The following is a 14553-nucleotide window of genomic DNA, read 5'->3' as shown; positions in this document are numbered from 1 at the left end:
GAAAACCTCATGCAAGGAGAACTAAATCACGAACAGAGAAGAAAAACCACCCAGGCCTTACAGGACAAGCAGCGTCAATAAACAGGAAGAAAGGCCTGACCATTTGTAGAAAATACCGATGCCGATTCTGATCCGGAGCTTCTGGTGAGGATTTATTCAGAAAGGTACAAAACTTTTCCGGCATACCGGCACGCTATCTGGCCCAAAGAAAAAGGGGGCCCCGATCCCGGGGCCCCTGGCTTTTCTGTTCCCTTTCCAGGGTTTTCAGGAAATGCATTACCATACAACGCCTGCCGACAGGGCGCCCAGGCTGCCGTAGGGGTTGATGCCCTGCACCGTATACACGCCCTTTCCTTTTGCCCTTTTCGGCAGTTGAAAAGAAGGGACGGCCGTAAACCCAACAACTTCCTTGTCGCGATACACCACGTAACCGATGGCTTTGGGGGCGGCCTTCCAGGTCAACTTTTTTGCGGCCAGCCGCAGCTGCGCCGGCTGGGGCACGGGCACAAAATAGGCGCGCGGGTTCCAGTGATCCTCCCCGCCGGTCACCTGTTCGTAGGTATAGGCGGCCGCTTCGGTGGCGGACAGCTCCGCCTTTAGCCCGTCGATGCGCCGGCCGCCTTCGCCCTGGCTTTGCTGGTACCAGGTGCGGCGCTGGGCCAGGTCCACCGGCTGGCCATCTTCCTTGCGGCTGTTGTATTCCGCAAACAGTTTGGCAGCGGGTCCCATATCGGTCCAGCCCTCGCGGTGGGGGTTGATCTTCATGGTGGTGTTCAGGAAAACGGCCACCGGCTGGTGGTGCCAGGGGCGTCCCAGCTTGACGCGGCCGTCGGCGGCGGCGGTGTTGCCGTCCACGGTGCAATGGTCGAACACATAGCCCCATTTCGTTCCCTCGCGGTGGCTGGGCGCCACGATCACCGACCCGCTGCGGACGTTGTACAGGGTGCTGTGCTCCACCCAGGCATTGCCGCCTCCGTAGAAATAATCCACGGCCCCCTCGATCCAGCAGTCGGAAGCATAGGTGCGGTCGTTGATGCCTTTGGTGCTGGTCATCCAGGTATCCTGGAACGACCGGAACCTGCAATGATAAAAGGCGAAGCGGTCGTTATTGGTCTTCAGAGCCAGGGCCTGCGGACCGCTTTGCGCCTCCACGCCCCAGGCGTTCTCAAAGGAAATGTTTTCGGCATAAAAGTCCGGGGCCTCCGCCGTGACGGTGGCGCAATCGGACTGGTTCCACTTCTTTTTGGAAAATTCTTTTCCCGCATCCTTCGGGTTCTCGGGGTTGGCGCAATTGATTTTAAAAGTAATGACTACCGAGTCGCGGTCCTGCCCGATCAGGTGGAGGAAGGGCTTGTTGGCCGGGATGCGCACCAGTTCTTCGTAGCGGCCGTTCTTGATAAAAATGAGCCAGGGCGTTGTTCTTCCGGCCGGCGCCCGGTCGATGGCCTGCTGGAGGGTGGTGTAATTGCCGGTGCCTTTTTTATCGACGATGGCATGGAAAACCTGCCTTGTAGAATCTGCATAAGGAGCAGCGTCAAGGCGCTGTTTGGAAAAACCTGCTTTTGCCATCAGGGTGTACGGCAACAGCAGCAAGGAATAAAGAGCAATTTTTTTAGGCTGGAGCATGGTCTTCTATTGTTTCGAATAAAGTGAAGTAGGGGGAATTGTTATGTCGTGACTTGTTTTCTAAAACGGCCTGATCACGTACCCCGGAATTGCATTCCGGGCAAGGACACGTCGACCTGTTGTGGCCTTTTAGGTTGGCCTGAACTTACCCGGAATACAATTCCGGGGTACGTGACCAGGCGATAGGCGGAACAGGCACAGATGGATCCGGAGGATTAGCGTTGTTGTCGGGTGATGTGGGCCACCAGGCTGTTCAGGTAAACCTCCACATAGGTGTATCCTTCCGCATTCCGGTCGGTGGCCTTTTTGCCCGGGTAATGGCGTTCCAGCCAGCCGTCGGGGATTCCGTCGCCATTGGTATCTGCCGGGGCCGGGGCGCTTTTCAGTTCGGGCCAGGCCGACCAGCTGCCGCCGGTATGCGGATCCAGGTCGGATTGGGAGTCGAGGATCCCCGGCCGCGGGTACTGAAGGCTTTTCCAGGAGCCCCCTTCGCCGTTGTATTTGCTCAATCCCTTAAATGGGGCCGTACCCGTTTTCGTTTCCCGGATGATGCGCTGGTCCACGGCGTCCCGCACCCGGGAGCAACCCACCCATTGCAGCACTTTTTCATAAGCCGTGGCGGCCGGCTGCGTGTGGATCTTCCCGACGGTTATGGGCTGGAGCAATTTGATCTCTTCGGCTTGTTTCCCATCTTTCAGCTGCACGCCCAGCCAGTTGTCGGCCGAGACCTTTTTGTTGTGGGGCAGCAGGTTGCCCGAAACGTAATACCGTCCCCAGACATCCTTGATCCGCTCAAAACCATGGGTGCCGGCATTGGCATTCAGGGCCACGATGCGCTGGGCGATCATTTCACCCGTAGCCGGCCCCGGCTTGTAGTAATTATTCACCAGGCTGATGTGCATGGCTTCGCCGCCATAACAGCCGTTCCCGTTCCAGTTATAAAAAACATTGTTGCGCACATCGGTGGTGTCGTGGCCGGCATGCTTCACGCCCGGGCCGAAGCGGGGCGTGCGGCTGTCGTGGTGCGCCAGCAGGTTGTGGTGGAAGGTAGCGTTGACCCCGCCCCAGATGGCGCCGTAGCCGTGGGGGCCTTTCGAATGCCCCGACAGCCGGAGGCTTTCCGAGATCAGGCACCACTGCATGGTAAAATTTTCGTTGTCGTAAAAGGAGGAACATTCGTCCAGGCTCCAGCTGATGGAGCAATGGTCGATCACGATGTTTTTATGCTGGCGGCCGCTGAAGGCGTCGGCGCCGTCGGCTTCCCGCGGATCGATCCGGGCATCGCCCATGCGCACCCTCAGGTAGCGGACGATGACGTTGTCGGCGTCGACGCTGACCGGGTGACCGGCCAGGCAGATGCCGTCGCCGGGGGCCGACTGGCCGGCGATGGTCACGTCGCCGTTATGGATCCGCAGCGGCCGGTCCAGCCAGATGGTGCCGCTTACTTTAAAAAGGATGATCCGCTTTCCGGCCTGCTCGAGGCACCAGCGCAGGGACCCCTCGCGGGTGGCGGGGTTGCCTTCGGACTTATCGTCCAGGCGGGTAATGTAATAAACCGGTCCCCCGCGGCCACCGGTGGTGTACATTCCTCCGCCCTCGGCGCCGGGGAAGGCCGGCGTCTGGCTCCACACCGGCAGGCAACGGGCCCCTACCAGCAGGCAAAGCAGCATTAATTTTTTCATGGCAATTTTCATCAGGGCACAAACCTAAAAGGAGTAGTGCAACCACACGTTCAAATTTTGACGGGAAAGGTTCAATTTTCATCCGGTTCGGTATCTTGCAGCGCACATGCCCCCATTTTTGAAGATACTTGCCCTGATGTTGCTCCTGCTGGTGGCATGCCCGGAGGGAAGGGCCCAATCCCTTTCCTTCGACTACCTGACGGTTAAGGACGGTCTGCCCCAGAGCACGGTGCGCAGCATCACCAAAGACAAGTACGGCTTTATGTGGATGGGCACCTGGAACGGGCTGTGCCGCTACGACGGCTACCGCTTCAAAGTGTACCGCAGCATCCCCGGCGACACCACCTCGCTGGCCAACAACCGGATCCACTACATTTATAAAGACCCTTCCGGCACCCTCTGGGTCGCCACCTTTAACTCCTATATCTGCCGGTACAATTACGAAACCGACAATTTTACCCGCTTCCGGCCGGCGCAGCTGCCGCCCGCCCTGCGCGACTCCACCGACCGCCTGCGCAACCTGCTGCCCTTTCAACAGCTGGCGGAAGACCTTCGCCGGCAGATCGGGCCCTTCCAGCTGTCGCCCTCCCGGGAGCATATCGTTTTTGCCCCGCCGGCCGTCCGCCCGGGCGGCCTCAATGATCCGAACGTCAACTGCGTGTACGCCTCCGCTGACGGCATCCTGTGGTTGGGCACCGTCAGCGGGGGCGTCAACAAGGCCGACCGCAACGCCCAACCCTTCCATGTTTATGCACCCCAACCGAACGGCCAAAGCAACACCCCCGTCCGGGCCCTGGCTGCCGATGCCGGGGGCACCTGGCTGGGCACCCAGGACGAGGGACTGGCGTATGTAAGCGCCCCAACCCAAAAAGCAACAAAGTTACCCTCCGGGCCCGCGGGGGGGCAGGTCCGCAGCCTGTACCGGGACAGCCAGGGCGACCTCTGGATCGGCTACCGCAACGGGCTGGACCGCTACGAGGGGGGCACCCAAAAGATCACCCGTTATTTTCCCAAAGACGGCGACACCGCCTACTCCCGGTTTTTCGCCATAGCCGAGGACCCGGCGGACCGGTCCGTCTGGTTCGGCACCCTCAACGGCCTCCTCCGGTACGACCGCACCACCGGCACGTTTACCCCGCAGCCGCTCCACCCCTATTTTACCCGGTCGGGGGCGGGCTGCCTGTTCTTTGATTCGAAAAAGAACCTGTGGATCGGCACGGAATATTCCGGCCTCGTCCAGCTGAAGCGCGATCCGCAGACCCACGCCTGGACCGACACCCTTCACTTCCGGGGCGACGGTGCCCACCCCGTATTGCCCGACGAACGGGTGTATTCGGTGACCGAAGACGAAAGAGGAAACATATGGGCAGGCACGGCCGACGGCTTGTGCCGCATCGACCCCCGGTCCGGCGCCCTCCGGGTTTTTTCGAAAAAAGACGGCCTGGCCGACCAGTACATCGCCAAGCTCCTGGCCGACCGGCAGGGCCATATCTGGATCAGCCACAAGAAAGGGTTGTCGAAGCTCGATATCCAAACGGGCGTTTGTAGAAATTATACCGTAAAGGAAGGCAGGGGGCAATTCGAGTTCCTGGACGGCTCCGGCTACCGGGATGGGGCCACGGGCAGGCTGTATTTTGGCAGCATGAACGGCTTTGTTTCGTTTGATCCGGGAGAAGTCCGCGACAATCCCTACCTGCCCCGGGTGGTGCTGACCGAGCTGCAGGTGCTGAACGAACCGGTGGCCGCCGGGCAAAAGGTCAACGGCCGGGTGCTGTTGCAGGGGCCCCTCCACCTGGCAAAACAACTGACCCTTTCCCACGAGGACCGCAGCTTTTCGATTGAATTCGCGGCGCTGCATTTTAGCAGTCCCGAAAAGAACCAGTACGCCTACAAGCTCGAAGGGCAGGACAAGAACTGGATCACGACAGACGCCTCCCGTCGGATCGCCACGTACGCCAACCTTCCGGCCGGCCGCTACCGTTTCCTGGTCAAAGCCTCCAACAGCGACGGGGTCTGGAACCCGGAGCCCGCCACCCTGGACATTACCGTGCTCCCGCCCTGGTGGCGCAGCGGGTGGGCATATGCGGCTTATACGCTGCTGGCCTTGCTGGCCCTGTATGCCGCCTGGCGGCTGCTGCAGGCCCGCGAGCACTACCACCGCCAGTTGCTGGCCGAGCGCCTGAAGGCCGAAAAAGCCCAGGAGGTGCAACAGCTCAAAACAAGCTTTTTCACCCATGTCTCCCATGAGTTCCGGACGCCCCTGACCCTTATCCTCGATCCCCTGGAAGCACTGCGGTCCGGCAGCCTGTCCGCCGGCCGGGTACAGGAATATTATGGCGTCATGCACCGCAATGCCCGCCGGCTGCTCCACCTGATCAACCAGTTCCTCGACCTGCGCAAGCTGGAATCGGGCAGCCGCCCCCTCCAGGTGAGCCGGCAGGACCTGGTAGCTTTTGTGCGCCAGACCCTGGCCGCCTTTTCCTACCAGGCCGGCCAACGGCATATCGACCTGGCCTTCGAGCCCGATTTCCCCGAATGGTCCTTTGGCTTTGACCCCGACGTGGTGGACAAGATCCTGTACAACCTCTTGTCCAACGCGTTCAAGTTCACCCCCGAAGGCGGCCGCATCCATGTGACCCTGGGTGCTTCCGCGGAAGATGGGGAAGGGGCCGTCCTGTCGGTGACCGACAACGGCCCGGGCGTTCCCCCGGGAGCTATCGACAAAATATTCGAACCCTTCTACCAGGCCGAAAAGAAAGACCGAAGTCCCGAAGGCACGGGTGTAGGCTTATCTCTTGTCCGGGAACTGGCGGCCCTGCACCAGGGCGCCGTTACCGTACACAACGAAACCGGCCGGGGCGCCTGCTTTAGGGTCACCTTCCGTAACCTGGCACCCACAGGGGCGCCCGTCTCCCCACCCGAGGCTGTCCCGGAAGCTGCTACGTCTCCCCTCCCCCCACCCGAAGCCGGCGCCGAACCTACGGTGGTGCTGGTGGTGGAAGACAACGACGATGTCCGAAGCTACCTGAAAATGAACCTGGCCCCGCCTTACCAGGTGGTGGAAGCCGTCCACGGCGCGGAGGGCTGGGAAAAAGCCCTGGAGATAGTACCCGACCTGGTCATCAGCGACGTGATGATGCCGCAGATGAACGGGCTGGAGCTGTGCAAAAAACTGAAGACCGACGAAAAGACCAGCCATATCCCCGTGATCCTGCTCACGGCCCGCCCCTCCGATGTCTACGAAGGCTATGTGTCCGGGGCGGACGACTACATTGTCAAACCATTTAGTTCGGCCCTGCTGCTGGTGCGGGTAAAGAACCTCATTGAATCGCGGGTGCGGCTGCGGCAGCTTTGGGACAAGTCCACCGGCTTCAACCCCCGCCTGGTGGGAACGAACGAGGGGGACAAAGCTTTTCTGGGCAAAGCCACCGCCCTGATCGAAGCGCACATGTCCCGGGAAGATTTTAGCGTGGAATGGCTGGCGAGCCAGCTGTTCCTCAGCCGGACGCAGCTCTACCGCAAGATCAAGGCCCTGACCAACCAGACCGTCCACGACTTTGTAACCACCATCCGCCTCAACAAAGCTGCGGAACTGCTGCTGGCGGGGCAGCATTCGGTGTCCGAGGTGGCTTATCTGGTCGGCTATTCGGATGGCACCAGCTTCGGCCGGGTATTTCAAAAACAGTTCGGCCAGACGCCCAAGAAGTACAGCCAGAACCTCTCCCCCGGTCTCGCCGGTGGCGAGCCCGACCCCTCCCCACATAGGGAGGGGTGAAGCAGCGTGGCTTCGCGGGAGTACAGTCTAAAAGGCGAAAAACTAGCAGTAAACAAGGCCTTTGGGTTAGGCCAACTTTTGTTTCAGTCTTACAAGCACTTCTCCCGCGAAGCTACGATCCCCCTCCCTAGGTGGGGAGGGGGTGCCACGCCCCCGGCGTGGCGGGGGAGAGGTTTTACGCCACCTAACCACCTGACAATCAACATACCAACAAAATGTTACATTACCCAAAATGTAACAATCAGTCGGTTTTTTGGTACGATTGAACGGCCCTGCCGGCCGGATCCATGTTAGCTTCGTCGCTCCTTCCTCCACCGGAAAAATGAAATCAAACCACTAAAAACAATAGATCGCCATATGAAGAAATGGACCTGCCTGCTCCTGGGCTTCCTGTTTTTAACTCATGCCCTTCCTGCCCAAAAAGCAACAATGGGGGCACTAACCATACTTGACAAACCTACAGCGGGCACCTTTCCGCTGGCCGGACAAAACGCTGCCCCGACTATTTTGGTGGATGCCTCCGATGCGGCGGTGGTCCGCATTGCCGCCAACGCCCTGGCAGGGGATATCGCGCTGGTGACCGGCACCCGGCCGAAAGTGATCACGGACCTGAAACAATATAAAGGCAGCCTGGTCATTGCCGGCACCATCGGCCAGTCGCCTACTATCGACGGATTGATACGAGCTAAAAAACTGGACGTTTCAAAAATTAAGGGTAAATGGGAGACCTTCACCCTCAGCACGATCAACACCCCCCTGAAAGGGGTGCAACAGGCGCTGGTCATTGCCGGCAGCGACCGGCGCGGAACGGCCTACGGCCTGTTCGAGCTTTCACGGCGGGCCGGGGTGTCGCCCTGGGTATGGTGGGCCGACGTGCTCCCCCAAAAAAGAAAAGCCCTGTACGTGCGCCCCGGCACCTTCTCTTCAGCGGAACCTTCGGTAAAATACCGCGGCCTCTTTATCAACGACGAGGACTGGGGCCTGAACCCCTGGGCCCGCAAAAATATGGATACCGCCATCCGGGACATGGGCCCGAAGACCTATGCCCACCTGTTCGAGCTGCTGCTCCGCCTCCGCGCCAACGTCATCTGGCCGGCCATGCACGACAGCACCAAGGCTTTTTGGTATTATCCCGACAACCCCAAGGTCGCCGACCAATATGCGATTGTCATCGGGTCCACCCATTGCGACATGATGCTCCGCAGCAATACCTTCGAATGGCAGAAAAATTTTGAGCATGAATACGGCGTTCAACCGGGTACGTACCGGTACGACTCCAACAAAACGCAGATTTATAAATATTGGGAAGACCGGGTGGCCGCCGCCAAAAACTACGAAGCCATGTACACCGTGGGCATGCGGGGCGTCCGCGACGGCACCATCGTAGGCCCCACCACGCGGGAAGGAAAGATCGCCCTGACCGAGACCATCATCCAGGACCAGCGCGGCCTCTTCCAGCGCTATTTTGGAGGCCCTACCAACGCCCTCCAGATCTTTTGCCCCTACAAGGAAGTCCTTGGGCTTTACCAGGGCAGACTGAAAGTGCCGGAGGACGTGACCCTGGTATGGACGGACGATAACTTCGGCTACATCCGACAGCTTTCCACCCCCGCGGAACAAAAACGCAGCGGTGCCAGCGGCATCTACTACCACCTGTCCTACCTGGGCGGCCCGCACGACTACCTCTGGCTGTCCACCACCTCCCCCGCGCTGATTTCGTACGAAATGACCAAGGGCTACCAGTTCGGCGCCAACCGTTTTTGGGTAGTGAACGTAGGCGACCTGAAACCGGCCGAACTGGAAACCCAGTTCTTCCTGGACCTGGCCTGGAACATTAACCTGTGGACGCCCGAAAAGGCCCATACCTATGCCCGCCACTGGGCGGAGCAAACCTTTGGCAAAGAACTGGCCGCCCCCATTGCCGCCCTCAAAAGCGAATATTACCGGCTGGCGCAGCAGGGAAAGCCCGAACATATGGGTATCCTGCGCTTCGACAGCGCCTCGCGCCGGGAACGCCTGGCGGCTTATGACCGGCTGCTGGAGCAGGTGGAGGCCGTCAAAGCCCGGCTGCCGGAACGCCTGAAAAACGCTTTCTTTGAACTGGTGGAATACCCGGCAAAAGGCGCCGCCCTGATGAACCAAAAAATCCTCTTTGCCCAAATGAGCCGCGAGGTACCTGCCGGCGACCGCCCGCTGGCGGTCGATCTTTCGCAAAAAGCCAAAAACGCCTTCGACCGGATCCGGGCACTGACGGCCCACTACAATACCGGCATCGAGGGGGGCAAATGGAACGGCATCATTACCTATAAGCCCCGCAACCTGTCGGTCTACGGCATGCCCGAAGTGGCCGCCCCCGAAATCCTGGAAGATTCGCTGCGCAGCCCGAAAGTTTACGACCGCCGCTACTTGGATACCACCAGCGTGGCTGCTGCCCTGAAACCGGGTATCGTTTCCCTTCCGGCTACAGGCTTTTTTGCCAAACATGAAACTAAAGGCGAACGGATTGCCGCACTCACGGGATTGGGTTTGAACGGGACCAGCATCTCCCGCTACCCCTTTACCGGTGCCTCGTTTACGAACGAGGAAGCGGGCAAAGCGCCCTACGTGGAGTATAAGGTTTCTTTACCGGCCGGCACCTACCGGCTCTCGCTGAAATGCCTGCCCACCCAGGCGATCCACAAGGGACGAAAACTCGGGCTGGCCGTATCGGTCGACAACGGGCCGCTGCAGTTTGTCAACGTCGCCCACCCCGAAGAGGACCGGGTATGGAAAGCCAACCTGCTCCGCGGCTATTCAGAAGGGACTGTGCCCCTCCAAATACGTGCCGGCGATCCGCAAATCCTCCGCGTGTACCTGCTCGATACCGGGCTGGCCTTCAGCCGGCTCGATGTGGCGGCCGAATAAGCAACCGGAATATTCATTGCAATCCATTAATTTTCATTGAACATGAACACAACAAAACGAGGGGCGGCCATGCCCTGGATGGCCACGCTCCTGCTGCTCCTGTGGGCAGGCACGTCCCAGGCACAGACAAAAGTATGGACCTCTTCCCAACAGCCCATGAAGGAGCTGGCGCAGGTACGCAGGCAGATCAAAGCGCCGGTATTCCCCAACAAGGATTATGTGGTTACGAGCTTCGGCGCTATAAATGATGGCGTCACTAAAAACACCGAAGCGTTTAAAAAAGCCATCGAGACCTGCAGCGCCGCCGGCGGCGGCCGGGTGGTGGTGCCGGCAGGCAACTACCTGACCGGCCCCATTTACCTGGAAAGCGGGGTCAACCTGCACCTGCAGGAAGGGGCCACCATCGTTTTCAGCCGCGACCCGAAAGACTACCCGCTGGTGCTCACCCGCTGGGAAGGCATGGACTGCATGAACTACTCGCCCCAGGTCTATGCTTATGACGAACAGAATATCGCCATCACCGGCAAGGGCACCCTCGACGGCAATGCCGACAAGCAACACTGGTGGCCATGGAAGGGCCGGGCGCAATACGGCTGGAAGCAGGGCATGCCCTCCCAGCAGCCGGCCCGCGATTCGCTGCACGTGCTGATGCGCAACCGGGTGGATCCCCGCCAGCGGATCTTTGGCAACGGCTTCTACCTGCGCCCTTATATGCTGCAGCCGTACAACTGCAAAAACATCCTGATCCAGGGCGTAAAGATGATCAACTCCCCCATGTGGTTCATCAGCCCCGTGATGTGCGAGAATGTCACCATAGAAAAAGTACACGTGGAATCGCCGGGACCCAATACCGACGGCTGCGACCCCGACGCCTGCAAAAACGTGCTGATCAAGGACTGCTATTTCGATACGGGCGATGACTGCATCGCCATCAAATCGGGCCGCGACGAGGACGGCCGCGGGTACGGACGGCCGGCGGAAAACCACATCATCGAAGGCTGCGACATGAAGGACGGCCATGGCGGGGTGGTCATCGGCAGCGAGATCGCCGGCGGCGCCCGCAATATCTATGCGATCAACTGCCGCATGGACAGCCCCGAGCTTGACCGGGTGCTCCGCATCAAAACCAGTTCCTCACGGGGAGGTATCATCGAAAATATATTTTTAAAGAACATCAAGGTAGGCCAGTATAAGGATGCGGCCATTACCTGCGATATGTTTTACGAAAACCCCGGCAACCACGTGCCCGCCATCCGCAATATCTGGGTGGAAAACCTGGAGGTGGCCGACGGCGGCGCCTATGCCGTGCATGTCCATGCCTACAAAGCCTCGCCGGTGCAGCACCTGAAGCTCGTGAACTGCACCATCAACGGGGTCGAAACCCCGGTACGCATCGACCATGTAAAAGACATGCGCATCAAAAACGTCACCATCAACGGCAAAAAATTCGCCCTGCCCGCTTCACTCCAAAACAACTAACGGTTTATGCTTTTGAAAAAAATAATCGGCGCCTGCACCAGCTTCCTGCTGGCGGCGTCCGGCGCCCTGGGACAAGCCCCATCCACCAAAGAAATTCAATACCTGTCCGGCAGCGATGTGCAGCACACCAAAACCTGGGATTTCTGGGCCACTGGCGGCCGCAAAAGCGGCTTCTGGACCACCATACCCGTACCGTCGCACTGGGAACAACACGGATTCGGCGGCTACAACTACGGTCGCGACGATGTTTCCTTCGGCAAAAACTTCCGCTACGAACAGGAGCAGGGGTTTTACAAATACCGCTTCGAGGTGCCTGCAGGCTGGAAACAGAAAGAGGTGTCGATCGTATTCGAGGGTTCGATGACCGATACCGAAGTAAAGATCAACGGCCAACTGGCAGGGCCGGTGCACCGGGGCTCCTTTTACCGCTTTCGCTACCCCATCAACGACCAACTCAAATTCGGGCAGTCCAATTTACTGGAAGTGACCGTCAGCAAATGGTCGGCCGACACCTCGGTCAACCGGGCCGAACGGCTGGCCGATTACTGGATTTTTGGCGGCATCTTCCGCCCTGTTTATTTGGAAGCAGTGCCCCGGGAACACATTGGCTGGACGGCTATCGATGCCAAGGCCGACGGCTCGTTCCGTATGAACGTCCACCTGCCCCGTCCCATTGCCGGCCGGGAAGTGGTGGCCGAACTGCGGGATGCAAAAGGCTCCGTGGTGGGCCGGGCAGGAGCGAAAACCACCGGAAGCGATTCCGTGGTGCACCTGGCCACCACCGTTAGCAGCCCGCGTCTCTGGACCGCAGAAACCCCCAACCTGTATAGCGTACGGGTGTTTCTGAGAAACAATGGCCGTACCGTTTTCGAAACCTCCGACAAATTCGGGTTCCGCACCATCGAGGTACGGAAGCAGGACGGCATCTACGTGAACGGCGTCAAGATCAAGATCAAGGGCGTGAACCGCCACGTTTTCTGGCCCGAGTACGGCCGCGCCACCTACCCGCAGGCCGACCTGCTGGATGTGCAACTAATCAAGGAAATGAACATGAACGCGGTCCGCTGCTCCCACTACCCGCCCGACCAGAATTTTTTGCGTGTATGCGATTCGCTGGGACTGTATGTCATCGACGAACTGGCGGGTTGGCAGAAAGCCTACAGCACGAAGGCCGGCGAACTCCTTTTGCGGGAAATGGTGCAGCGCGACGCCAACCACCCCTCCATCCTTTTCTGGAGCAACGGCAATGAAGGCGGCCACAACTTTCAGCTGGATGATGATTTCGCAAAGTACGACCTTTCCCATCGCACCGTGATCCATGCCCATCATAAACCGGGCAACGCCATCAATGGCATCGACTGCAACCACTACGAGGATTATTACAGCACGCAAAAGATCGTCGCCGACACCAACCTCTATATGCCTACCGAGTTCCTCCATGCCATGAACGATGGCGGCGGAGCCGCCGGCCTGGCCGATTTCTGGGAGCTGCACTGGAACTCGAAAAAAGGCGCCGGGGGCTTTATCTGGAACCTGGCCGACGAAGGAATTATGAGGACCGACTGGAACAATATGCTGGACGTGAACGGCGTCAATGCCGCCGATGGCGTCCTGGGACCGCACCGAGAAAAGGAAGGCAGCTTTCATGCCATCCGCGAGATCTATGCACCGGTGCACATTACCCTGAAAGAATTGCCAAAAGATTTCAACGGCGCCATCCCGGTGGAGAACCGCTACCATTTTACCAATTTAAGCCAGTGCAGCTTTCATTGGGAGCTCCTGAACTTCCGCAAACAGCAGGAAGGACATGCCGGCCATACGGCAATGCAAAAAGGGGAAGCCGTGGCGCCCAGCCTGGCCCCGCTGGCCACTGGCGTCGTGCAGCTTTCGCTGCCTGCCGGCTGGAACCAACACGATGCGCTGGCGCTCACCGCTTACGACCCGCAAAAGAATGAAATCTGCCGCTGGGTGTGGGCCATCAAATCCAATGCACAACTGCTGGAAGGAATGCTGCGGCCCGATGCTAAAAAGGCGGCAACAGCCGCCACTGATACCGACAGCTTGCTCACGGTGAGGGCCAATGGTATTTCGGTCAGCTTTCACAAACGGACCGGCCAGCTGGTGGGCGTTGAAAATGAAAAAAGCGCGAAACTGTCCTTAGGCAACGGTCCGGTGCTGGTGAGCGGAAAGGCGGCCTTTACCGGCCTGAAACATTATCCCGAAGGGGATGCCTACGTGGTGGAAGCCGCCTATAGCGGCGACCTGAAATTTGTACACTGGAAAATGCAGCCCTCCGGCTGGCTGGAAATGAGCTATGAATATTCCTTGAAGGGAACCTTTCCGTTTGCCGGCCTGAGCTTCAGCTATCCCGAAGGCATGGTGCTGGGCGCCACCTGGCTGGGCAAGGGCCCGAACCGGGTGTGGAAGAACCGCCTGCAGGGCGTGACCCTGGACGTGCACCAGGGCCACAACAATACTTCGCATACCGGCAGCGCTCCCTGGCTCTACCCCGAATTCAAGGGCTATTTTTCCGAAGTTGCCTGGATGGAGCTGCAAACCCTTGAGGGCAAGTTTACCGTCGCCTCCCCCGACAAGGACCTGTTTGTGCGGCTGTTCGACTTCTATGCCATCAACTTCCAGAAGCCCCACCCCGAGCTGCCCGATGGGGACATTTCCTTCCTGGACCGCATCCCCCCGGTGGGCTCCAAAATGGGCCTCAGCAACGGCCAGGTGCGGGGACTGGGGCCCTCCAGCGCGCAAAATACCCTGGACGGCCCGGTCAAGCGAACGCTCTACTTTTACTTCGGCTCGCCAGAAACCTCCGCTCCGGCCTATAAACTGCCCCGGTAAGCACCGCCGCGTCCGGACTGTCCGGGACCCGGATGTGGCGGCCAACAAATACATAACCCCCGGTAGAAACCGGGGGTATTCCAAAACTAACTGCTTAAAGGGAACATGGAAAAGGCTGTTCAGGAGTCGTATGCTCCCCCCTCTGCGGGTTTGCCTTTCACCATATAAAAGTATCCCGCATTTGAGGTTCGGGAGGGTGAAAAAAGACTTTATATGGGGCGAAATATGTATAGGTCC

Annotated in this window: 6 protein-coding genes; 4 read left to right on the top strand and 2 right to left on the bottom strand. The window is 59.2% G+C overall.

Annotated features, from left to right (window positions below; genetic code table 11):
- Nucleotides 1–276 precede the first annotated feature (276 nt).
- Both V9K67_RS00240 and V9K67_RS00235 read right to left on the bottom strand, forming a co-directional pair.
- Complete coding sequence (locus V9K67_RS00240; protein WP_336719225.1) at nt 277–1626, bottom strand: pectinesterase family protein; 1350 nt, start codon at nt 1624–1626, stop codon at nt 277–279.
- Between the two features lie 215 nt (nt 1627–1841).
- On the bottom strand, nt 1842–3308 hold the full coding sequence (locus tag V9K67_RS00235; RefSeq protein ID WP_336719222.1) for a pectate lyase family protein: 1467 nt from the start codon (nt 3306–3308) through the stop codon (nt 1842–1844).
- Between the two features lie 118 nt (nt 3309–3426).
- Here V9K67_RS00235 and V9K67_RS00230 point away from each other — a divergent pair, with 118 nt between their 5' ends.
- From V9K67_RS00230 to V9K67_RS00215, 4 genes are all read left to right on the top strand, one after another.
- Nucleotides 3427–7083 (top strand): hybrid sensor histidine kinase/response regulator transcription factor, encoded by a 3657-nt coding sequence (locus tag V9K67_RS00230; RefSeq protein ID WP_336719220.1) that lies wholly within the window; start codon nt 3427–3429, stop codon nt 7081–7083.
- 357 nt (nt 7084–7440) lie between these two features.
- Complete coding sequence (locus tag V9K67_RS00225; RefSeq protein WP_336719218.1) at nt 7441–9987, top strand: glycosyl hydrolase 115 family protein; 2547 nt, start codon at nt 7441–7443, stop codon at nt 9985–9987.
- 42 nt (nt 9988–10029) lie between these two features.
- Nucleotides 10030–11466: a glycoside hydrolase family 28 protein gene (locus V9K67_RS00220; RefSeq protein WP_336719216.1), complete on the top strand. Its 1437-nt coding sequence runs from the start codon at nt 10030–10032 to the stop codon at nt 11464–11466.
- A gap of 12 nt (nt 11467–11478) precedes the next feature.
- Nucleotides 11479–14316: a glycoside hydrolase family 2 protein gene (locus tag V9K67_RS00215; protein ID WP_336719214.1), complete on the top strand. Its 2838-nt coding sequence runs from the start codon at nt 11479–11481 to the stop codon at nt 14314–14316.
- Nucleotides 14317–14553: the final 237 nt, after the last annotated feature.

The organism is Huijunlia imazamoxiresistens, assembly GCF_037132455.1.
In the GTDB taxonomy this organism is placed as follows: Bacteria; Bacteroidota; Bacteroidia; order Chitinophagales; family Chitinophagaceae; genus Flavisolibacter; species Flavisolibacter imazamoxiresistens.
The sequence above is the reverse complement of the archived record's forward strand: the minus strand, read 5'-3'. Positions and strand labels throughout refer to the sequence as shown.